General features: G+C 42.5%; 18 protein-coding genes and 1 pseudogene. 2 read left to right on the forward strand and 17 right to left on the reverse strand.

Annotated elements, in window-relative coordinates; genetic code table 11:
• From CWM22_07905 to CWM22_07975, 15 genes and pseudogenes are all read right to left on the reverse strand, one after another.
• Window positions 1-825: a ZIP family metal transporter gene (locus CWM22_07905; protein AUC91820.1), complete on the reverse strand. Its 825-nt coding sequence runs from the start codon at window positions 823-825 to the stop codon at window positions 1-3.
• Window positions 826-1,000: 175 nt separating this feature from the next.
• Window positions 1,001-1,795, reverse strand: coding sequence for a Nif3-like dinuclear metal center hexameric protein (locus CWM22_07910; protein AUC91821.1), 795 nt, complete (start codon window positions 1,793-1,795; stop codon window positions 1,001-1,003).
• Complete coding sequence (locus tag CWM22_07915; GenBank protein AUC91822.1) at window positions 1,785-2,468, reverse strand: tRNA (adenine-N(1))-methyltransferase; 684 nt, start codon at window positions 2,466-2,468, stop codon at window positions 1,785-1,787. The genes CWM22_07910 and CWM22_07915 overlap by 11 nt, the downstream gene beginning before the upstream one ends.
• Window position 2,469: 1 nt before the next feature.
• On the reverse strand, window positions 2,470-3,144 hold the full coding sequence (locus CWM22_07920; protein ID AUC91823.1) for a DnaD domain protein: 675 nt from the start codon (window positions 3,142-3,144) through the stop codon (window positions 2,470-2,472).
• A gap of 9 nt (window positions 3,145-3,153) precedes the next feature.
• A complete protein-coding gene (locus CWM22_07925; protein AUC91824.1) occupies window positions 3,154-4,095 on the reverse strand; it encodes a homoserine O-succinyltransferase in 942 nt (313 codons plus the stop codon).
• A gap of 103 nt (window positions 4,096-4,198) precedes the next feature.
• Complete coding sequence (locus CWM22_07930) at window positions 4,199-4,711, reverse strand: adenine phosphoribosyltransferase (protein ID AUC91825.1); 513 nt, start codon at window positions 4,709-4,711, stop codon at window positions 4,199-4,201.
• A 14-nt stretch (window positions 4,712-4,725) separates the two neighbouring features.
• Window positions 4,726-5,895, reverse strand: a pseudogene (locus tag CWM22_07935) (hypothetical protein).
• Window positions 5,874-8,093 carry a single-stranded-DNA-specific exonuclease RecJ gene (gene recJ / locus CWM22_07940; GenBank protein ID AUC91826.1) on the reverse strand — a complete coding sequence of 740 codons (2,220 nt, stop codon included), beginning with the start codon at window positions 8,091-8,093 and terminating at the stop codon, window positions 5,874-5,876. The pseudogene CWM22_07935 and the gene recJ overlap by 22 nt, the downstream one beginning before the upstream one ends.
• Window positions 8,094-8,249: 156 nt before the next feature.
• Window positions 8,250-9,797: a cardiolipin synthase gene (gene cls, locus CWM22_07945; GenBank protein ID AUC91827.1), complete on the reverse strand. Its 1,548-nt coding sequence runs from the start codon at window positions 9,795-9,797 to the stop codon at window positions 8,250-8,252.
• Between the two features lie 173 nt (window positions 9,798-9,970).
• Complete coding sequence (locus CWM22_07950; GenBank protein ID AUC91828.1) at window positions 9,971-12,154, reverse strand: copper-translocating P-type ATPase; 2,184 nt, start codon at window positions 12,152-12,154, stop codon at window positions 9,971-9,973.
• A 178-nt stretch (window positions 12,155-12,332) separates the two neighbouring features.
• Window positions 12,333-13,088, reverse strand: coding sequence for a short-chain dehydrogenase (locus CWM22_07955; GenBank protein ID AUC91829.1), 756 nt, complete (start codon window positions 13,086-13,088; stop codon window positions 12,333-12,335).
• Window positions 13,085-14,014, reverse strand: coding sequence for a ribonuclease Z (locus CWM22_07960; GenBank protein AUC91830.1), 930 nt, complete (start codon window positions 14,012-14,014; stop codon window positions 13,085-13,087). Before CWM22_07960 ends, CWM22_07955 begins: the two co-directional genes overlap by 4 nt.
• A gap of 10 nt (window positions 14,015-14,024) precedes the next feature.
• Complete coding sequence (locus CWM22_07965; GenBank protein AUC91831.1) at window positions 14,025-14,654, reverse strand: cystathionine beta-lyase; 630 nt, start codon at window positions 14,652-14,654, stop codon at window positions 14,025-14,027.
• On the reverse strand, window positions 14,638-15,888 hold the full coding sequence (gene hflX / locus CWM22_07970; GenBank protein AUC91832.1) for a GTPase HflX: 1,251 nt from the start codon (window positions 15,886-15,888) through the stop codon (window positions 14,638-14,640). Before hflX ends, CWM22_07965 begins: the two co-directional genes overlap by 17 nt.
• Complete coding sequence (locus CWM22_07975; protein AUC91833.1) at window positions 15,881-16,765, reverse strand: tRNA (adenosine(37)-N6)-dimethylallyltransferase MiaA; 885 nt, start codon at window positions 16,763-16,765, stop codon at window positions 15,881-15,883. Before CWM22_07975 ends, hflX begins: the two co-directional genes overlap by 8 nt.
• A 68-nt stretch (window positions 16,766-16,833) precedes the next feature.
• Between CWM22_07975 and CWM22_07980 the strand changes: the two genes are divergently transcribed.
• Window positions 16,834-17,004 (forward strand): DUF3042 domain-containing protein, encoded by a 171-nt coding sequence (locus CWM22_07980; protein ID AUC91834.1) that lies wholly within the window; start codon window positions 16,834-16,836, stop codon window positions 17,002-17,004.
• Between the two features lie 148 nt (window positions 17,005-17,152).
• Here the strand turns inward: CWM22_07980 and CWM22_07985 are convergent, their stop codons facing one another.
• The gene (locus CWM22_07985; protein ID AUC91835.1) at window positions 17,153-18,442 is read right to left on the reverse strand and encodes an IS4 family transposase; all 1,290 of its coding nucleotides are present in this window, start codon (window positions 18,440-18,442) and stop codon (window positions 17,153-17,155) included.
• A gap of 176 nt (window positions 18,443-18,618) precedes the next feature.
• Complete coding sequence (locus CWM22_07990; GenBank protein ID AUC91836.1) at window positions 18,619-19,785, reverse strand: MFS transporter; 1,167 nt, start codon at window positions 19,783-19,785, stop codon at window positions 18,619-18,621.
• 202 nt (window positions 19,786-19,987) lie between these two features.
• On the opposite strand from CWM22_07990, the gene CWM22_07995 reads away from it, so the two are divergent.
• Window positions 19,988-21,136 (forward strand): 5-methyltetrahydropteroyltriglutamate--homocysteine methyltransferase, encoded by a 1,149-nt coding sequence (locus CWM22_07995; protein ID AUC91837.1) that lies wholly within the window; start codon window positions 19,988-19,990, stop codon window positions 21,134-21,136.
• Window positions 21,137-21,216: the final 80 nt, after the last annotated feature.

Raw genomic sequence — 21,216 nt, forward strand, 5'->3', positions numbered from 1 at the left:
TTATCCTAGGGCAACATCCAAAATCATCATGATGATAAAACCAGCCATTAAGCCCAGAGTTGCAATATCAGTATTGCCGTTTGTCTGCGATTCTGGAATGAGCTCTTCTACGACGACAAAAATCATGGCTCCTGCCGCAAAGGAGAGGGCATAAGGTAAAATAGGTGTCATAAAGGTGACCGCAAAAGCCCCGATGACTGCTGCAATCGGTTCGACAATTGCTGACATTGATCCCCAGTAAAAAGCTTTCCACCTAGATGCGCCGTCTGTACGAATTGGAATAGCCAAGGCTGCCCCTTCAGGAATATTTTGTATACCAATTCCAATAGCAAGACCGATTGCGCCGATAAAAGCTGCTGGACTATAGTTAGAAGCAAGTGCACCAAATGTCACACCGACCGCCAAGCCTTCAGGAATATTGTGAATTGTAATGGCTAAGAAGAGCAGGGCTGTTTTGGATAGATTTTTTCTATCCTTCTCACCACCACCTTCTGCCTTATCTTTATCATTTCCCAAATGCAAATGCGGAACCCAGGCATCTACCAAGCGTAAAAAAATACCACCTGCTGCAAAACCTACTGCTGCTGGTATCCAAGCCAGATTGCCGTATGAACTTTCAGCATACTCAATCGATGGGGCTAATAAAGACCAAAAAGAAGCCGCAATCATAACACCAGCTGCAAAGCCTAACATGGTATCTAGCAAACGACGACTAACTGTCTTAAAGAAAAATACAACGGCAGACCCCACAATCGTACAAAACCATGTGAATAAACCACCTAGCAAAGCCTGTAGAACTACAGACTGATTAGTAAACCAAGTCATAACTAACATCCTATCCTGTTTAATCTTGCATATCCTATGAATTAAGATACCCTAATTTATTATAAAATTCAAGCTTTTTCACTTAAATAAATAAGAAAATATCTAAAAAATAAAAGACCTAAAACTACATTAAATGTCGTCTTGGTCTTTCCACAATCAAGTGCTGATTAATTTATCACAAATGCCTAAATGGATTGGTTGAAACGGTTGAAGGCATAATGTCCACATCCCAGCCCTCTTCTGCTTTCCATGTTTCCAGTAAAACTGCAATTTTCTTGATAAATAAGGCTTCGATATGATGGCCTGGATCAATAGCCAGTAAGCCCTGAGTCAGCATGTCCTGCCCAGTATGGTAGTAAATATCGCCCGTGATGTAAACATCTGCTCCCTTGGCCAGAGCCTCATGGTAGTAAGACCCACCACTGCCTCCACAGATGGCTACACGGCTGACATACTGCTGAGCTTGGTGCCCATAGGTCACTAGACGGACAGCATCTAGACCAAAGACAGACTTGACTTTCAAAGCCAATTCTTCCAAAGTCTGCTCTGCTATTGTCCCCACACGGCCAAGCCCCTGCCCCTCGGCAGTTTCAATCAAGTAGGTAGTATCTTGAATTTCTAATAGTTCACAGAACCAGTCGTTGAGCCCCCCCTCAACCACATCAATATCTGTATGACTAACATAGACTGCAATATCATGCTTAATCAAATCAAGATACATTTTAGTTTGCGGATTGTCAGCCACCAAATCCTTTATTGGACGAAAAATCGGAGCGTGCTTGACGATAATCAAATCCACCTTTTTATCAATCGCCTCTGCCACTGTTGTCTCACGAATATCCAGAGCCACCATGACACGTTGAAGCTCTTTATTAAGGGTACCGATTTGCAGCCCTTTGACATCGCCTTCCATAGCCAAAGAAGGGGGACAAAAGGCTTGATAGCGATCAATAACCTGACTAGCTAACATGGACTACCTCCTGAATTTGTTGGATCTTTTGGGAAATGGCAAAGCGGTCACCTTGGCGTTCAGATGGAACTTGTTCCAAAGCAAAACTTAATTTTTCAAGTTCTCTTCTCCACTTTTTGACGAAAACTGGAGAAGCCTCCTCTAGTAGATAGGGACCAAAACGATGTTCAACTTCTGACAATCTCATCTGTCCTGATTCTGCAACGAGGACTTCATACAACTTGCCATTTTCTTCCAGAATCTTTTCAGCAACCAATCTAAAACCATTTTTTTCCAACCATCGACGCACATCATCTTCACGATTATTTGGCTGGAGTATCAACCGTTCAATGGTCGCAAGCTTTTCTTTTCCTGCTTCTAAGATTTCCGCAATCAAGCGTCCTCCCATACCTGCTATGGTCACGGCAGTCATCTGGTCAGACATCTCAAACGCACCTAAGCCATTTGCTAAACGGACTAGAATTTTTTCTGTTTGTCCCGCCTGCTCTACATTCTGGAGCGCTGACTGATAGGGACCTTGAACGACTTCCCCCGCAATGGCAAAATCAATACGCCCCTGCTCTACCAAAAAAAGAGGGAGATAAGCATGGTCACTCCCTACATCAACTAGACGTGCCCCTTGTGGGACAAAACTTGCGACTGTTTCCAGCCTTTTAGATAATTTTGTTTCCATATCAATCTTTCCAGAGATCCATTGCATCAAGAAAGTCACTTGAAACAGTCACATTCTTAGGAGTCTGAATTTCTCTTTCTGCATTTTTCGCTTCTACTTGCGCAACTGTAGTAATTCCCTCACGGCGCCAGTTTCGTAGAATAGCTTGGATGTATTTCCAATTTGTTTTGTTGTTAAAAACAGCTTCTTTCAAGGCTGCACGAACCAAATCAATCGAAGTTTTATCATCCTCAATAGTCTTCTGCAAATCTTCGATTTCAAACGGCGATAAAAAGCGGCCCAATTCACGCTCAAAATCACCCACCAAGGTCTTCAAATCATTCTCTGGCTGCACAATCTCAACTGCCTGTTTTGGAGTTAACAGAGCATCCAATTTTTCAAAAGCAGGAAGCGCATCGAATATCATTTCAATTTCACCAGCAATACTGATTGTCTTAAATTCTAAGAGTCCAGCATCTTGGAGATTTTCAATAGCTTGATTGACCTGAGCAACTGTTTTACCAGTAGCTTGAGCAATCTCACTAGGCGCTAATGATTCGATAGCTGAAGAATTTTGATATAAGAAAAACTGCCAAATCAAAAAATCATCTGCCGACGGAAAAAGCTCTTGATAGTGGAATAATATTGCTGCTGGCAGGACCAAATGTCCCTGACGAAATTGCTGTGAATAGTTCATACTTCCTCTTTAAAGACTAGCTGACTGGGCTGATTGTTCAAAGATATGCCAGTCGTATGGAGTTTCTTGATAGACAGCATAATTCACCCAGTTGGTAAAGAATTGTGCTGCTGGTAAATTCCAAGAGAGAGATGGTTTGCTTGTAGGGTCATCTTCTTTGAAATAATTTTCCGGTAAATGGGGATTTTTTCCAGCTATACAATCACGTTGGTATTCCTTAGCTAGTGTATCCCTATCATACTCTAAATGTCCAAAACTATAAATTTCCCTTAAATCCTTGCTGGCTAAAATGGATAGGCCAACTTCTGGACCTTGTGATAAAATCGTCAACTCACTCAGATGGGCAATATCTGCCTCCCTTACTTCCGTATAACGGGAGTGTGGTGAACGAAATTCATCGTCAAATCCACGCATAAGAGGGCTAGTTGGATTAGTCACTTCTTGACAATATACGCCTGATAGTTTTCGAGACATACTGTGTTTGGGTACACCATAGCGTGCATACAAACCTGCCTGTGCACCCCAACAAATGTGCAATGTTGAATAAACATGTGTTTTTGACCAATCAAAAACTTGAGTAAGTTCTTGCCAGTAATCAACTTCCTCAAAAGGTAAGTTTTCAACTGGTGCTCCTGTCACGATGAGCCCATCAAAATAGCTATCCCTGACCTGCTCAAAAGTCTTATAAAACTGCTTCAAATGGTCCGAGTGTGTATTTTTGGACTCGTGACTAGCCATGTAGAGAAATTCAACCTCTAGCTGTAAAGGAGTGTTAGCCAAAAGACGGAGCAACTGAGTCTCCGTCACTATCTTCTGTGGCATGAGATTGAGAATAAGGATTTTGATAGGACGAATGTCCTGATGACTGGCTCGGTCACTATCCATCACAAAAATATTCTCTTTTCTCAAAATTTCAACTGCTGGTAATGATTTTTCAATTTTAATTGGCATAAGCAACCTCCCAATTTTCTTATATTTATTATAAGACAGGTTGCTATGCAATTCAATTAGAATAAAAATAGGACCAGTTATAAGTTTTGGCTATAACCTTAGATTAATAGTGCATCAAAACCTTGTAGTCGTAATCACCGATTGCTTCACGACCTTTCAAATCATCTAGCTCAATCAAGAAGGCACAGCCAGCAACGATACCGCCAAGCTTTTCAATCATTTCGATCGTTGCTTTTACAGTACCACCAGTCGCCAACAAGTCATCGACAATCAAGACACGTTGTCCTGGTTTGATTGCGTCTGCATGCATCGTCAATGTATCGACACCATATTCTTTTTCATAATCAGCTGAGATAACCTCACGTGGTAACTTACCTGGCTTACGAACTGGTGCAAAACCGATTCCCAATTCAAAGGCAACTGGACATCCAACGATGAAACCACGCGCCTCTGGCCCAACAATCATATCGATTTGCTTATCTGTCGCATACTGAACGATTTCACGTACTGCATAGCTATAAGCATTTCCATCTGCCATCAAAGGGCTAATGTCACGGAATTCGATACCTTCTTTTGGATAGTTAGGAATTGTTGCGATGTAATCTTTTAAGTTCATTTGTCTCTCTCTTTTTAAAAATAATTTTTACTCTTCATTATACCATGAAATTGTTTTTTGGTACATTTCAGACCTATATCTTTAGCAAATCGTCTCCTCAAATTCGCCACACAAGCTGCCCTACTATGTCCACCATAGGAAAAGCTTCCTTGCTGATTAAAGTAAGACTGCTCCCAGCCAACCTCATTTCTTCCTTTTTGGTAGCGACGAAAGCGAGTAGGCGATAAATAGACTCCCATCTTTGAGCGTAGCAATTCTTTCCGAAAAACGGGATCCAGTCTGCCAACTGGAGCCATATCAAGTTGTCTATGGCGCTTATTATTAGCTCTGGCATAATTAAAGGAAGCCCTGTTTACCACGCCATTGACATGTGGTCGTTCTTCTAAAATCAAGGCAAATTGTCCATCTTGATTTAGGATAAATTCGCTGTGAAAATGAATCAAAATCTTCATATTGACTGGCAAAATCTTCTGATTTTTCTTGCCGAACAGTTGTTTATTGTGTAGGCGGGCAGATTCTCGTAAGCGGTAAGACCACCGAGGTAGGCTACGTAAATAGGCTATCAGAGCCTGCCAATCTGTTTTTCCTTTTCCACACTACTGACGCACCCAAAAAGCCTGCTGATAGGAAATAAGGTAACGCAGTTGATGGACCTGTCTGTTTAACGGCCGTTTAACTTCTAATTCCCGAACTGGAAAAGCCTTATCAACTAGCTTAGCAAAGTACCCCCAAAACGGATGGTGTGGAGGACAATTCACATCCATCTTCTGCAAAAGTTCAGGTAATATCCCATGACTTAATTCCTCAGGAAAATCTAACATATTCATACTTTGCTCCAATAAAGTCGTCGCTTTCTCTTGGCTTAAAGAGCGACTGTCAACTCTTATCAACTGATAAAAGCTAGTTGAGGCAAAAATAGTAGCTTCTTTTATGAAATTTTGAACAAATGCTGGGATGTCTTCTTGTTTTAGAGGCAACAGTTGTTTCAGGAAAACCTTTTTGATAGCTCTTTCTGACCATCCTACTCGCCGTAATTCAATCAGTGCGTGCTTTATTTCGGTTATCTGTTCAAGATTTTTCAACAGGCTTTTCTGCCTGATAAACCAATGAGCGTAGAGAAGCGTTCCAATTACTCCAACAACAACCAGAGCTTCTACTGTCATCAAACGCGACCACATAGCCATTCATAAATTTCCTGAACGGTGCCGAGCGCCATCAACTCTTGTTGGATAACTGTTTCTTTCAATTCTTGATATATTTGACTTTCTGAAATCTCTCGCTTCTGTGCCTCTTTGTTGACCCGCATGACCCCATCCGTAATCGTGACAAATTCTAATTCTTGGAAAATCTGGATCATTTTAACCAATAGACTGTCCTTAATTTTTAAGTAAACAGCCAAATCTTTCAGTTTATAGCGAACATCAAATTCCTTAAACTGATAAATGGTCTTATAGAGCTTGGCAAATTGCTCCCGACTACCATAACCGTCTAGATAATAAGGTATCTTGATGTCATTCTTAAAGTAAATAGCCTGAAAATCATGTTTTTGGAAAACGGGTTTGAGGTCCGATAGATTTTCGGGTAAATTGGCTAAGACAAGCGAATCCGCACCTGCTAGATTGGACAAGTCAGTCATATCCAAAACGGGCACTCCTTCTGGCAGATTGTGCTGTTTGCCACGGATATTGTAAAGCTGGACACCTTCTACACGGGCATCAACCAGCATGAGCTGAAGACTGGTATTGCCATTCCATTGATTGACAGACAAGGTGACAGCTAGTTCTAAGCCCTTGGCCTGTGAAAATTCCAAGGCTAGATTGCCCTTACCAAAAGCAACGACATCAAATCCTGCAGCACCTTTCGTAATGCGTAGTTTCAAATGGGCATTATTCTGCCCCATGGTTCTTGCTGATTCCACCTGAAAGTCTCTGATGTAGAATACAGGCTTTTTATTATCCATGCCGTAGGGTGCTAATTTTTCAAAGGACTTTAGCGTATCAAGAGTTAATTCTTCCAAGTCCAATTCTTCATCTAAGACCAGCGAAGACTTGCTGGATAAATCCAATTTATTTTCGATAATGTAGTCTGTCAAGGTTAGAGCAAGCTCTTCAAGTTTGTCAACTTCCAAGGTCATACCTGCTGCACCAGCATGACCACCAAAGGCGATAAATAGGTCCTGATGATCTTTAAGGGCCTTGAAAATGTCAACTGCTTCAACAGAACGAGCCGACCCCTTTGCCTTACCATCTTCAATAGACAAGACGATAACAGGTTGCTGCAATTCTTCTAGTAGGCGTCCTGCTACAATCCCTAAAACACCTGGGTTCCAACCTTCTTTAGCCAGAACTTGAACAGGTCTATCCCGACGGAGCATGGTTTTTGCTTCATCGTAAATTGCTTGGACGACGTCTTTGCGTTCTATATTTTTACTGTCAATCATGAGGGCAATTTGATGGGCCTCTTCGTCATCAAAACCAGTCAGTAATTCGATGGCTGGATTAGGATCGTCGAGTCGACCAAGGGCATTCAACCTCGGAGCAAGTTGGAAACCAACTGTTTCTTCATCAATACTGTCTATGTCAATACCAGCTATCTTTATCAACTCTTGCAAACCTGCTCGCTCAGTCTGTTTGAGAAGCGAGAGACCATATTTGACCATGACACGATTCTCATCGGTCAAGCTAACCATATCAGCGATGGTGCCAATTGCGACCAAATCCAGCAAGTCTGCATGAACCGTTTCAAGAAGAGCACAGGCCAATTTAAAAGCCACGCCGCAGCCCGCCAAATGTTTGAAGGGATAATTTCCATCGGGATGCTCTGGATGTACAATCGCATAGGCATTGGGAAGGGTTTCCTGCATGGAATGGTGGTCTGTCACGACAACATCGACACCCATTTCCTGGGCATAGGCAATCGCTTCATGACCCGCTACGCCATTGTCCACCGTCACAATAAGAGAAATCCCCTGTTGCTCGATAAAATACTTATAAACCGACTGATTGGGACCATAACCATCTGTGAAACGATTGGGAAGATAAACTTGGACTTCTGCCCCCATTTCCTCCAAAGTTTCTTTCAGAATAGATGCCGAGGTCATGCCGTCTGCGTCATAATCTCCATAAATCAAAATTTGTTCGTAATCTTCGATTGCTCGGCGAATCCGCTCTACCGCCTTGTCCATATCATGTAGTAAATAGGGATCGTGAAGGTCTTCTAAGCTTGGTTGTAAGAAAGTATGCAATTCTTCCGCCGAATGGATGCCACGTTCATACAGCAACTTAGCCGCTACCGGGTCTACTCCTTCTTTTTTAGCAATTTTGATAAATTGTTCATCAGAAAAACCGGTTAATAATTGCCAGTCATAATTAGGTTTTATCACGTTTTTTCACTCCTTAATACTCAAAATCACAAGTAACCTGTAACTTTTCCGAGTATAAACTATCTTTCTATTATATCATTTTCCAAGAAAAATGGAGCAAGGTAAGACCGAAACAGAATGTCGATCCCTTGCTCCATGAAGAACGAATATTGCAATTTATAATAACGGCGAAATAATTCGCAGTAGGGCTCCTCCCAAACGCTTATACCAAGAGTACGTTTTATGGAAGGTTAGAAGGTTAATTTGCTGTGATTTTTTGAAGGACTGAGTAAAGTCATCCTTAATAGCTGCCAAAACTGTCGAGTGATTGTAAATATAGAGACCACACTCAAAATTAAGATAAAAAGAGCGGAAGTCCATATTGACAGTACCAACGGTTGCCTTTTTGTCATCGACTAAGACTACCTTAGAATGCACAAATCCTGGTGTGAACTCGTAAATTTCAATGCCTGCTTCCAGATAAGTTCTGAAATCCGTCCGAGCGACCAAGTAGGCCGACTGCTTATCGTAGATATGAGGTAATAGTACCTTGACTCGTACACCGCGCTTGGCTGCGTAGGTCAGATTGTCAATCATCTCATCGTCTAAGACTAGATAGGGAGTCATAATATAAATGTAGTCGGTTGCAGACTGAATCATATCCAGATAAACTCGTTTGGCTACTTCATCATTGTCAAAGGGACTTTCACCATAAGCTAGGAAATACCCCTCTCCTGCAACCGTATCTGATTCGGATTCCTTATGAGCTCGGAGATAGGCGAGGTCGTCATTTTCCTTTCGCTCATCGAAATTCCACATTTGTAGGAACATATTGGTAAAGTTGGCAACAGCCTCGCCTTTGACCATAATGGCTGCATCCTTCCAGTAACCAAATCGTTCTTTTTGGTTGATATACTCGTCTGCGATGTTGACCCCACCTGTGAAGGCAACCTTGCCGTCAATAACAGTAATTTTACGGTGGTCACGGTTATTCTGAACGGTTGACAGGGCTGGGATAATTTGCGAAAAGACCTTGGCCTTGATGCCGTAAGAACGTAGGGTCTTATAGTAATTATAGGGGAGCAAACTGAGTGAATTCATGCCGTCGTACATAAACCGCACTTCCACTCCCTGCTCTGCTTTTTCCTTGAGAATGGTCAGGATAGACTCCCACATATAGCCAAAATCGACAATGAAATACTCCATAAAGATGTACTGCTCTGCCTTTTTCAACTCCTCCAAGAGTGCCTCAAACTTGGCCTCCCCCGACGGAAAATAAACCGCGTCTGTGTTGGTGTGCAGGGGATAGCCGACATACTCACTCATGTAGTGGGCCAGCTTGAGTTGCTCCTTGTCCTCCCGTGCCAGCCCCTTCATAACCTTTTCTGAAGTATGGCTAAACTGCCGTAAAATCGCCGACTGCCGCTTGAAATTTTTCCGATAACGACGGGTTTCGATGTTGGACTGGAGGATAAAGTAAAAGAGGGCACCAAAAATCGGAACACCAATGACAAAGATAATCCAAGTTAACTTAAAACTTGCGTTCATGGGCCGGTTAATGATGGAAATGGCTACGATAATAGAAAAAACTTGTAATGCCGTCAAGATAGCTGGGACATAGACTGCAAGTGAGCCAACCACCCAAAATATCGCAAAGACTGTCAATAATAAAAGGGCAAGAACTATAAAAACCCGACTATAAATAATTTTCCACAATTTTTTCATACTACACTCTCACGATGTTTTTTCCCATTATACCAGATTATAGTCAAATATCCTACTAATTATCGCAGTAGATTTCTCGCAGTTCTTACTTGAAAACAGCACCCCTATCTCCTACATCATAAAACACCGACATAGACCGGTGTTTTACTTATATATATTATCTGTCAAAATTTCTACGGTTTACCGTAACGTAAACCCATAGCATTGATAGCGACAATAACCGTCGATAGACTCATGAGCACGGCCGCCAATAAAGGATCCACCATAATGCCCATGCTTGGATAAAGGATTCCAGCAGCTAAAGGAATGGCAATGATGTTGTATCCTGCCCCAAACCAGAGATTTTGCCTCATTTTGCGGATGGTTGTCTTGGCAATGCTCAACATATCCAAGACTGCTGATGGATTGGATTGAACCAAGACCACGTCTGCAGAGTGGATGGCAACAGAAGTTCCTGCGCCAATGGCAAAGCCTAAATCTGCCGTCGCTAGAGCAGGCGAATCATTGACCCCATCGCCGATGAAAAGAACTGCCCCACGCGCCTGATAGTCCTTGACCAGTTTTGCCTTATCCTCTGGTTTAAGTTCAGCTCGATAATCCTCTATGCCCAACTGAATGGCTACTTTTTGTGCGGTAGCTGGATTGTCACCCGTTAACATCACAGGACTAATACCCTGCGCTTTCAAGCCTGCTACAAAATCTTTAGCATCTTCTTTTATCTGGTCGCCCAAGGCTACAAATCCCAAGACTACACGATCAGCCACCAAAAAACTCAAAGTAAGTCCCAAATCAAGATAAGGTGCAATCACGTCCTGCTCCACTGACAAACCTATTTCCTGCACACCTTTGTAGGACATAATTTCATAAATCCTTCCATCCAAGACGCCTCGAATCCCACTACCAGGGATATTCTCAACCCGTTCTGCTTGATAGAAAAGTGGACCTGCCGCCTCCACAATCGAAAGGGCAATTGGGTGGGTTGAAAGAACTTCTAACGCTGCCATTTTGGCCAGCGTATCTGCTCCCTGAACCAAATCTTGACTGTGGCGAACTTGAAATTTTCCGTCGGTCAAGGTTCCGGTCTTATCCATCAAGGCAAACCGAATCTGGTTAACCTGTTCAAGAGCTGTTCGGTTCTGAACCAAAAGACCATTTTTTGAAGAAATCGTGGTCAATCGCGCCACAACAAGGGGAATGGCTAGACCAAGGGCATGCGGACAGGCAATGACAAAAACAGAAACTGCCATCATCAAGGCAAAGGCAAGATTAGCCGTCATGGTCCAATAAATAAAGGCCAAAATCCCCACAATTAAAGCTGCATAGAAGAGCCAAGAGGCTACGCGGTCAGCCATATTTTCAAGCTTGGATTTCTGGTTTTGCGCTTGACGGACCATTTCGGTCACCTGCGCCAAAAAGCTATCCTCACCAAGACTGGTCACTTCCATTTCAAAGGGCGTGTTTTGATTGAGCGAACCACCGAATACCCTATCTCCTGCCTCTTTTTTGACAGCTCGAGATTCCCCAGTAATCATGGATTCATCAATATGAGCAACACTCAAAATCTTACCGTCAGCCGGAATTTTTTCATTTTCCTTGACTAAGAGGAAATCCCCAATCTGCAAGTCCTCTACCGCAACATCTGTCCCATCCTTGAGATGGGCTTTTTTCGGAATGAGAGAGGCCAAGTCTTTCAGGGCATCGCCTGCTCCCATAACCGCCTTCATCTCAATGATATGCCCAATCAGCATAATGACAATCAGCGTAGACAACTCAAACCAAAAGTTCATGCTTTCTTGTCCCAATAGCGCTAAAATTGTTGCATAAACGGAGTAAAGATAGGAAACAATAATCCCCATGGAAATCAGGGTCATCATTGCAGGTTTTTTAGCTTGCAACTCCCCTCTAGCTCCGTTAAAGAAAGGTGTTCCTGAGTAGAAGAAGATAATAGAACCTAATATCAGCTGGACAAGTTCAACACCCGGAAAACGTAAAAGAGTGAAACCTGCAATTGGAGAAATGGCAAGTAGGGGAATCATGACTGCCACTGCGACTTTGAGTTTTGTATTCATATCCCCCATGTGCATCATGTGCCCACCATGCTCCATCATGTCATGGTCATGCCCTTGGTGATGCTGATGAGCATCATGAGTATGATGAGAATGATGAGAATGATGACTGACGTCAGAGCCCCCTACATGATGATGGTCGTGATGGACGTGATGGTCAGAATGATGATTGGCGTGAACCCCCTCTTCATGAGGATGCTCCTGCTGATGAGAATGATGGCTGGTCTGACCAACTTCCTCAGAATGCATCATATGTTGGTGTTCCTGCTTATTTTCTTTTGAATGGTTCATAAGATAACTCCTATTTCTGTCTACATTTGTAATCGATTTACAATTATAGTTTACACTTGTAGTCAAAAAATGTCAACCGATTAGATCAAAAAAACCTAGAATGGCATTAATCCATCTAGGTCATATTATGTGTTCACTTTTCTTTATTTCAAATTAAAGACCGTACTGGCCAGATTCCTTACTTATAGTTGAAAACTGTACTAGCCAAGTAGTCTGCTATTCTTGGAAAGAGTGTATAGAGTTTATGAGCAGCTGCTAGAGACCAAGGCAGATTGATGTCTCGTTTCTTCGTCCCCATAGCCGCCACAATCTTCTTGGCAACATAGTCTGGTTGCAGCAAGAAAGCCTTGACGCTCTCTTGATAGCTTCCGTCTGGATCTGCTTGGTCGAAAAAGCTGGTTGCGATTGGACCTGGGTTAACAGTTGTAACTGTCACACCATACTGAGCTAATTCCAAGCGAATGGTATTGGAAAAACCCATAGCCGCAAACTTGGTCACCGAATAAACCGATGACTTGCTTGAAGCAATCAAGCCTGACATGGAAATAATATTGATAATCTGCCCGCTCCGTCTGGCCTTCATCCGTTTACCTACTAAACGGCATATGGTCATCAGTGCAAAAGTATTGATGTCAAACATAGCCTGCACCTGCTGGCTGGAAAAATTCTCAAAATCATCATAAATGGCATAGCCAGCATTATTGACTAAAATATCAATCTGACCAAACTGACTATCCAGTTCATCGAAAAATGCCGTCAGAGCTATTTCATCTCGGATGTCTACATCAAAGACAGCCTTTTTTTCATGGTAAGCATAGAGCTGCTCAATTTTTGCCACATCACGACCTAGTAAAATCAAAAAATCATCTTTCAGCAAGGGCACCATTTCCTGTACCAAGCCACCAGAAGCACCTGTGATTAGAATGGTTCTCATACTTCGATTTCCTCTAAATCCTTGACAATATGAACCTGCTCGAAAATAGTACTTGCATCTTTCCGTAGTTGACTAATATCCTTGGATAAAAATCGTGGACTGATATGATTGAGTAAGAGTTGCTTGACACCAGCATCCTTGGCAACCTGAGCGGCTTCCATATTGGTCGAATGCCCGTGCTTGCGAGCAATCTTCTCATCGCCTTTTCCGTAGGTCGCCTCATGAACCAAGACATCGGCATTGACAGCCAGACGGACACTGGCATGACACTTGCGTGTATCGCCTAGAATGGTCACTACTTTACCAGGCCGAGGAGGAGAAATATAGTCACTCGCGATAATTTCAGTCCCATCTTCTAGCGTCACGTTTTGACCATTTTTGATTTTTCCAAAGAGGGGACCAAATGGTACACCTGCCGCGCGCAGAGCCTCTGCATCCAGTGTTCCTTCCAAATCTTTTTGGATGACACGATAGCCGACACAAGGAATGGTATGGTCCAACTTTTCAGCGAATACCGTGAATTTGTCCGTTTCTAGGACCTGACCGACCGTATCAACATCAAACTCATGAAAATGAATGCGATAAGGCAAGCGTGTCCCTGATACTTTAAGACTTGCCAAGACAAAGGAACGAATGCCAACAGGACCGTAAATATCAATATCTGTCTGCTCCTCGCTAGACTGGAAAGAACGGCTAGACAAAAAACCTGGCAGTCCAAAAATATGGTCTCCATGTAGGTGAGTAATAAAGATTTTTGCGACCTTACGTGGGCGGATAGTCGTTTCCAAAATTTGATTTTGAGTTCCTTCGCCACAGTCAAATAGCCAAACCTGATTGATTTCGTCCAAGAGTTTCAAGGCCAAACTGGATACATTTCGAGCTTTGGAGGGCTGACCAGCCCCCGTACCTAAAAATTGAATTTGCATTGTTTACTTTCTAATGTTTTATATATAAAATTGCAGAGCGACCCGACCAGACGTAGTAAGGCTGACCAGGATAGGCTTCCGCCACTTCCAGCACTTCTTCCTGATTAAAGCCTGAAATCTTGACCAAGCCTTCTCCGGTTGCCACTTGAGTCAGGAGGTAGTCTGTTTCAACTTCCTCTAACTCGGCTTCCTCAAAGGGATTGGCTTTCATGAAAATCTTGCCCTCCTCCACAAAGACGACATAGTGGGGAAAGACTTGGGCGATTTCAAAGAGCAAGCTATCCGTCACTTCCTCTACACCTTCCGAAAAAACCTGAGCCAGACCGTCAGCCGACACATAGGCAAAGCCGAAAGACTTACCAGATAAATTCAGGCGGACAAAGGGCTTGTCTTCAGCAAAGCTGGGCTCTTTTGGAAAAAGGCTCAGCTGCTGAGATAAAGTGAGATAGTAGTCAGTCGCCTCTTCTGCCCCTTGTTTCTGGTAGATTTCCGCAAAATAGGCATTGATAACTGAAGGCGGTGGCGTGATGTAATCCAACTTCTGTTGGTCAGTCAAATCGGCTAATTTATTCGCCAGATAGACCTTGTCCAGACTGGTAAAGCCACCGTATTTGATTGCCAAATCAAGATAATCCGTCATAAAATTCTTCCAACTTCCATTTATTGCTGGAGGCGATATAGCCTGATACCACTTCCACATCCTCTTCGTAGGTCCGATTTTCTATCAAAGCCAGAGTTGCCAAATCATGCAATTTATAAGATTCAGCAAGTGGAACCCTGACCTCAAATCGTTCAAACATGGTCTTTATCTTGGCCAAGACCATCATCTGAATATGGCCTTTGGCATTGTCATCCTTAGCTGACAACATGACATGAGGGAACTGACTGGGGGTAAAGCTGTCATCAGTCTTGTCCAGCTTGTTGTAGAGAGCCAGACGGGGAATGTCCAGCATATCCAAGTCCTTGAGAATGTCCAAGACCACCTGCTCCTGCTCACTGTGATTGGAATCAGAAGCATCGATAACATGGAGCAAGAGGTCAACGTTCATGGACTCCTCCAAGGTGGACTTGAAGGCCGAAATCAACTCAGTCGGCAGGTCCTGAATGAAACCAACCGTGTCGGTCAAGGTCACGTTGAACTTGTCCGCCAAGTTAATCTGCTTGGTCGTGGCATCCAGTGTGGCAAAGAGTTCGTCCGCCTCGTACTGTCGCTTGTCCGTCATGGCATTCATGATAGTGGACTTACCAGCGTTAGTATAGCCAATCAAGCCAATCTTGAAGACACCTGATTGCAGGCGGCGTTCACGGACAGTCGCTCGGTTTTTCTCCACCGTTTTGAGTTGGCGTTCAATGTCGTGAATCTGGTTGCGAATACTTCGACGGTTGAGCTCCAACTGGCTTTCACCTGGTCCACGAGAGCCGATACCACCTGCCTGACGGCTAAGCATGATACCTTGTCCAATCAAGCGTGGCAACATGTACTTGAGCTGGGCCAAGTGGACCTGCAATTTCCCTTCGTGGCTCCGTGCCCGCATGGCAAAAATATCCAAAATCAACTGCATGCGATCGATGACCTTAACCCCCAGAATCTCCTCCAAATTGACATTCTGACGGGGTGTCAGTCGGTTATTGACAATGACAGTATCAATCTCTTCAGCTTCAACCATCTGGGCAATTTCTTCTAGTTTCCCTGAGCCGACAAAGGTCTTGCTGTCGTATTTTTCTCGTTTCTGGGTATACACTCCTTTGACGAGGGCTCCTGCTGTTTTAGTCAAGCTTGCCAACTCCTCCATGGACATGTCAAAGTTGTCCGTCTGCTGTAATTCCACTCCAACCAGGAGGGTGCGTTCTTGTTCTTTCTGGGTTTCAATCATCTAAAAATTCCTCCACGGCGTTGAAAATCTGCGACTTGTAATCTGGCTCGCCTACTGAATAAAAGGGAACCTGCATGCGATTTCTGAACCAGGTTAATTGGCGTTTGGCAAAGCGGCGGCTATTTTGCTTGACCTTATCAACCGCTTCTTCTAGCGAAAGCTCACCTGCAAAATAAGGGAAAAATTCCTTGTAGCCAATCCCCATAGCGGCTTGGGCTTGAGGGTGTTCTTGGTAGAGCCAGCTAACTTCATCTAGTAAACCCGCCGCCATCATCTTATCCACTCGCTGATTGATGCGGTCGTAGAGGACCTGTCTGTCATCCGTCAGGCAGATGTAAAGAGGCACATATTCTGACTCTGTATTTTCTAAGTTTTTGCCAAATTTTTTCAACTCCAACCCACGAATGATTCTCCGTCGGCTGTTTCCCTCGACCGTCAAACCTGCCTGCTCTGCCATTGTTTCCAAATCCTCGTCAGACAAGCAGTCGAGTTCCGCCCGATAAGCAAGAACTTGCTCCTGGTCAACTTGACCGCCCAGGTGGTAGCCTTCAAGCAAGCTCTGAATGTAAAGCCCTGTCCCACCCACGATAATAGGCAACTTGCCACGACTTTTAATGTCAGCAATCAGGGCCTTGGCTTCTGCTACAAATTCATAAGCCGAATAGCCCTCGGTCACATCTCGGACATCAATCAAGTGATGAACCGCAGCAGCCTGCTCTTCAGGACTAGCTTTTGCTGTACCAATATCTAGTTTGCGATAGACTTGCTGGCTATCACCGCTGATAATCTCTCCATTGTAGCGCTGGGCCAAGTCTATGCCAAGGGCAGTTTTTCCTACCGCTGTCGGTCCAATGACCACAATAACTTTAGTTTTCATCTTTTTCCTTGAAAATATTTTGTTTTTTCGCTAAAATCTATTATAACACAAGTAAAGGAGAAATAACTATGGCTAAAGGTTTTGGTAAAGGTTTCTTGACAGGTGTTCTTTCTACAGTTGCTCTTGCAGCAGGTGCAGTCTTCACTGTTCACAAAACAATCATTGAACCAGAAGAAAAGAAAGAAGCCTTCATTGAGGAAAATCGTAAAAAAGCTGCTCGTAAACGTGTGGCACATTAAAAAGCTGGCAAATGTCCCAATGTCATTAAGTTAAGCATTTAAACAATTAAAGGAACTATTCTCGTCTGAGCAGTTCATGACCAAACGGGAATAGTTTTTGTATTTAGGGCGCACAAAAAGGATGTTTTTTAACCCTATTTTTCAACTATTATGTTACTCTATAAGTGAAGCTTACAGGTGCCTTGCTTTTTATCTTTCTTTGGAACGTTCGATTGGGTCGGATGATGGATAAATGTTTGGCAATGTAGGTTTCCAATTGGAAGGAAGTGAGTTTGTCTCTAAGAAATTTTCGACAGGCATAAACAGCGTCTGAAAAACAAATTTTATAAGCCTGTTTTAACTTTGATGTTTTAATAGCAACGTGTGAGGTTAGCCATTTACAAACATTAAAATTGATAAAACGAGCGTAGATTTCTTGGAGAATCCCTTCCTTCTTTTTTACATGAAAATGAGTCAGACCGATACTGTATTTTAGGTCACGAAAACTGGTCTCTATGCCCCATCTGTAGGCATAGAGATCTTTTAATTTTTCTGGAGAATAATCGGTGTTTGTCACCAAAGTTTCAAAGAAACCTGGCTTGATTTCGAGGCGCACCATCCGAAAATGAAGTTCGTAAAACTGGGCTGGATCACTTTTTCGGCTAGAGCTTGGTAGAAAGTCAAAGGGTGTGTGATTAGGTAAACAGCGATAGTGATTAGGAAAATTTTGATACTGTTGTTTCATCTCATTGGTCTGTTTCCGACAGATGTTTAGGTCAAATTTTTCATCAAAACAAGGGGTGTCAGGGAGGTTAAATCCTGATTTCATAGAATGATTCCCGTCACGAATACGAATAATATAGGACCAATTTCTTTCTTGGCAGTGAGCCATGACATTGTAGGATTCATACCCCCTATCCATTATTACCAGAGCTTGTTTGAAAGAAGAGTTCTTCATCATATCAATAAAAGCCGCACGTTCATCAACCTCTCGATTATCTTGGATCCGTAAATCATGATACATCTCTTGTTCAAGATTGTAAAGAGCATTGATATGAATAAGATTGTAAGGAGTGTTATGTGGTCCAGTTTGAAAAGAGGTCGTTTTATCAAAACGATTTCTTGGTAGAATCACATCACTGCCATCAACAGCCAGGATAGGGAGATTATCAGAGATTGGAATTTTAGAAGTAATATTGGTAAACAGGGCTTTAAAAGCTTGGTGTTTAATCTGATACCGGCGTTGAACAAAGGCAGATTGAGAGACAGGCAAATCTAAATCAAGTAGCTCTTTGGCTAAGGTATTACCCCCCATGGTCAGTATAGCTTGAATCATGGTTTTCATCGTTAGCTGACTTTGCCGACTAAAATCTTTTTCAGGATGAAGCACAAACTGATTGGCACTAGAAACGATGTCGTTAATACTATCAAGTAAATGAGCTTTAATCTGATCTAGCATGACTTTTTCCCCTTTTATTTTTAGTGTAACATAAAAACTAACCCACCACAAAACGTGATAGGTTAGTTAACTTAATGACATTGGGCAAATGTCCAGCTTTTTTTGTTTGACAAAAAATCCCTTAGAAGCTCTGCCATTTTCACAGAAAAATGCCAGCCTTCTTAAGGGATTATACTTTATAAGATAATATCTTCTCTTTCAATGAGAACAATAGTCCACATCATGGCAAGTGTGACGATAGCCAGAGAAAGAATCAATGGCATCCAGTTTCCGAAGATTGGATAGCTATAACCGAGAAGGCCTGGTCCAAATGCTGCAATGAGATAGCCACCTGTCTGCACCATTCCTGATAACTGGGCAGTAGCCTGGCTGTTGCTTGTTTTCAAAGTAAAGCTCAACATCATATAAGGGAAGAGGGCTGCATTTGAAAAACTTAAAATAATGTGAAGCGCTGACCAAAGAATGAGATTGGTCGGAATCAATGCCATCATGACCAAACCAAGCAAGGTAACAGATGAAATAGCCAGCATGATATTTCGACGCATTTCTTTTGTCTGACGAGCAAGAACTGCAGGGATAATCATAGACATGGGAATAGCTGTCATATTGAAGAAGCCAGCCATTAGCCCTGCTTCTGCTTTACTAAAGCCAACTGATTGAGAAATAGTTGGCAACCAGGTAATCTCTGTATAGTAGAGGACTGATTGTAGTCCACCAAATATCAAAAAGGCAATCGCTGCTTTATTTTTCCAGATAGATGATTTCTGGTTTCCTTGATTCTCACTTGCAAATCGATGGTTATTTTTTACATTAGGCAACCAGATTAGGAAAGCCATAAACACCAATCCTGTAATTAATAGAATAAAAAATTCCCAAGAACTAGAGGATACAATTGGAACAGCAATCATGGATGCAACTGTTGCCGCCACCCCCATGAGAGTGATATAAATCGTCGTATACAGACCAATTTTCTTTGGAAAATTAGCCGCAACCAAACTTGGTAGCAAAACATTAATAAACGCTATTGTAGCACCAACAAGCATTGTACCAATGTAAAGGGCTGGTAAGTTGAGAACTCGCATTCCTGAACCCAGTACCATAACCAGTAAGACTAGGGCCATTAGTTTTTCCATGCCAAACTTAGCCGCAAGACGCGGTGCTAAGGATGAACAGAGGGCAAACATGATGAGCGGAATAGAGGTTAAAATTCCTAATGAACTCACTTCTACTCCCAGTCCTGCTGCCACATCTGTCAAAATAGCAGGCAAAGCTGTAAAGGGGGCACGCATCACGACCCCTAGCATGACGATTCCTGCAATTATAAAGGGTGATTGTTTTTTCATTTTTCTCCTAAGTCTCCTAATGTTCGGATTTCAGCACTTTCGATTATACCATAGTTGACAAATGATAGAAAGTTATTTCCGTCTATTTTTTCTAGTTATAGTTTTTAACTATGGATTTGCCATGAAAATAACTATTTTTCAAATGATAGCTTATGAGTTAGAATAGGTTCATCACTAAAACGAAAGAAAGAGAGATACATATATGACAACTTCAAGATTCCAATTAGTCGGTTCACTTCTTCGACCAGCAAACTTAGGAGAATTTAAACGACAAATCGAAGCTCGTGAAGACATCAAATACCCATTCTATGATGACTTCGATGGTTACAAAGAAACTGAAGCTTTACTCATCCAAAAAATTGTTGCAGAACAAAAAGAAAACGGTTTGGATATTGTGACAGATGGAGAATTTGGTCGTTCAATGTGGCACCTAGATTTTCTCTGGGGCTTCGATGGTATCGAGCGTTACATTGCTGAGCATGGTTATCCATTTAAAGACCATGATGGACAGATTTTTGAAACACGTAAGGATATTGGATTGCGTATTACTGCTCCACTTTCTGCAAAAAATCACCATTTCATTGATATTTTTAAACAAGTGAAAGAATTAGCAGGAGAAACTGTAACCAAACAGACTATTTTCGGTCCAGCCCATGCCTTTAATGAATTGACAATTTTCAATGGTCAAGTTGGACCAAATCAGGTCTACAAGACTCGTGATGAATTAAAAGCCGGACTCATCGCTGCCTATAAGGAATTTTTAGACCAGTACAAGGAAGCTGGTGGACAAATCGTTCAATTTGATGACTGCCTTTGGGAATTATTCGACCCTGCTAACCCTGTACCTTTCTTGCCACAAGACGATTCTGAAGCATTGGCTGCTTTGGCTGACGAGTTTGTTGCTATCAATAATGCTGTTATTGATTACGGACATGAAATTGGCTTGACCGTCTGGACGCACAACTGCCGTGGTAACTATGAAAGCCGCTCTGCAGCTGGCGGAACTTACGAAGCTATTGCTGAAAAATTCCTGCGTGACCAAAAATACGATCGATTCTTCCTTGAGTGGGATGATGAACGTGCAGGTGATTTAAAAGCTTTGGAAAGCTTGCGTGATAAGAATGTCGAAGTCGTTCTTGGTCTACTTTCAAGTAAAACTTCTGATTTGGATAATGAAGAACGTGTTTACAAATTACTCGAGGAAGCAAGCAAGATTATTCCAAAAGAGCGTCTCTACTTGTCACATCAATGTGGATTCGCTTCATGTGATTCAGGTAATGAATTGGCCATCCCGCAACAGTGGGCAAAGATTAAACAAGGCCAAGAAATTGCAGAGAAGTTTTGGTCTTAAGCCACTTCTTGTTATTCGTGCATAAAAGCCCTGCTTCGGCAGGGCTTTTATTTGGGCTCTATAATTTCTGTAGTGGGTAA

Origin of the sequence: Streptococcus suis, assembly GCA_002831545.1 — a bacterium.
In the GTDB taxonomy this organism is placed as follows: domain Bacteria; phylum Bacillota; class Bacilli; order Lactobacillales; family Streptococcaceae; genus Streptococcus; species Streptococcus suis_P.

What these genes read in the sequence shown, in the direction of transcription:
- CWM22_07995 (AUC91837.1), top strand. Translation starts at nt 19,988, where the DNA reads ATGACAACTTCAAGATTCCAATTAGTCGGTTCACTTCTTCGACCAGCA.
- hflX (AUC91832.1), bottom strand. Translation starts at nt 15,888, where the DNA reads ATGATTGAAACCCAGAAAGAACAAGAACGCACCCTCCTGGTTGGAGTG.
- CWM22_07930 (AUC91825.1), bottom strand. Translation starts at nt 4,711, where the DNA reads ATGAACTTAAAAGATTACATCGCAACAATTCCTAACTATCCAAAAGAA.
- CWM22_07910 (AUC91821.1), bottom strand. Translation starts at nt 1,795, where the DNA reads ATGTTAGCTAGTCAGGTTATTGATCGCTATCAAGCCTTTTGTCCCCCT.
- CWM22_07965 (AUC91831.1), bottom strand. Translation starts at nt 14,654, where the DNA reads ATGACGGATTATCTTGATTTGGCAATCAAATACGGTGGCTTTACCAGT.
- CWM22_07920 (AUC91823.1), bottom strand. Translation starts at nt 3,144, where the DNA reads ATGAACTATTCACAGCAATTTCGTCAGGGACATTTGGTCCTGCCAGCA.
- CWM22_07925 (AUC91824.1), bottom strand. Translation starts at nt 4,095, where the DNA reads ATGCCAATTAAAATTGAAAAATCATTACCAGCAGTTGAAATTTTGAGA.
- CWM22_07990 (AUC91836.1), bottom strand. Translation starts at nt 19,785, where the DNA reads ATGAAAAAACAATCACCCTTTATAATTGCAGGAATCGTCATGCTAGGG.
- cls (AUC91827.1), bottom strand. Translation starts at nt 9,797, where the DNA reads ATGAAAAAATTGTGGAAAATTATTTATAGTCGGGTTTTTATAGTTCTT.
- CWM22_07975 (AUC91833.1), bottom strand. Translation starts at nt 16,765, where the DNA reads ATGAAAACTAAAGTTATTGTGGTCATTGGACCGACAGCGGTAGGAAAA.
- CWM22_07960 (AUC91830.1), bottom strand. Translation starts at nt 14,014, where the DNA reads ATGCAAATTCAATTTTTAGGTACGGGGGCTGGTCAGCCCTCCAAAGCT.
- CWM22_07915 (AUC91822.1), bottom strand. Translation starts at nt 2,468, where the DNA reads ATGGAAACAAAATTATCTAAAAGGCTGGAAACAGTCGCAAGTTTTGTC.
- CWM22_07985 (AUC91835.1), bottom strand. Translation starts at nt 18,442, where the DNA reads ATGCTAGATCAGATTAAAGCTCATTTACTTGATAGTATTAACGACATC.
- CWM22_07905 (AUC91820.1), bottom strand. Translation starts at nt 825, where the DNA reads ATGACTTGGTTTACTAATCAGTCTGTAGTTCTACAGGCTTTGCTAGGT.
- CWM22_07955 (AUC91829.1), bottom strand. Translation starts at nt 13,088, where the DNA reads ATGAGAACCATTCTAATCACAGGTGCTTCTGGTGGCTTGGTACAGGAA.
- CWM22_07980 (AUC91834.1), top strand. Translation starts at nt 16,834, where the DNA reads ATGGCTAAAGGTTTTGGTAAAGGTTTCTTGACAGGTGTTCTTTCTACA.
- CWM22_07950 (AUC91828.1), bottom strand. Translation starts at nt 12,154, where the DNA reads ATGAACCATTCAAAAGAAAATAAGCAGGAACACCAACATATGATGCAT.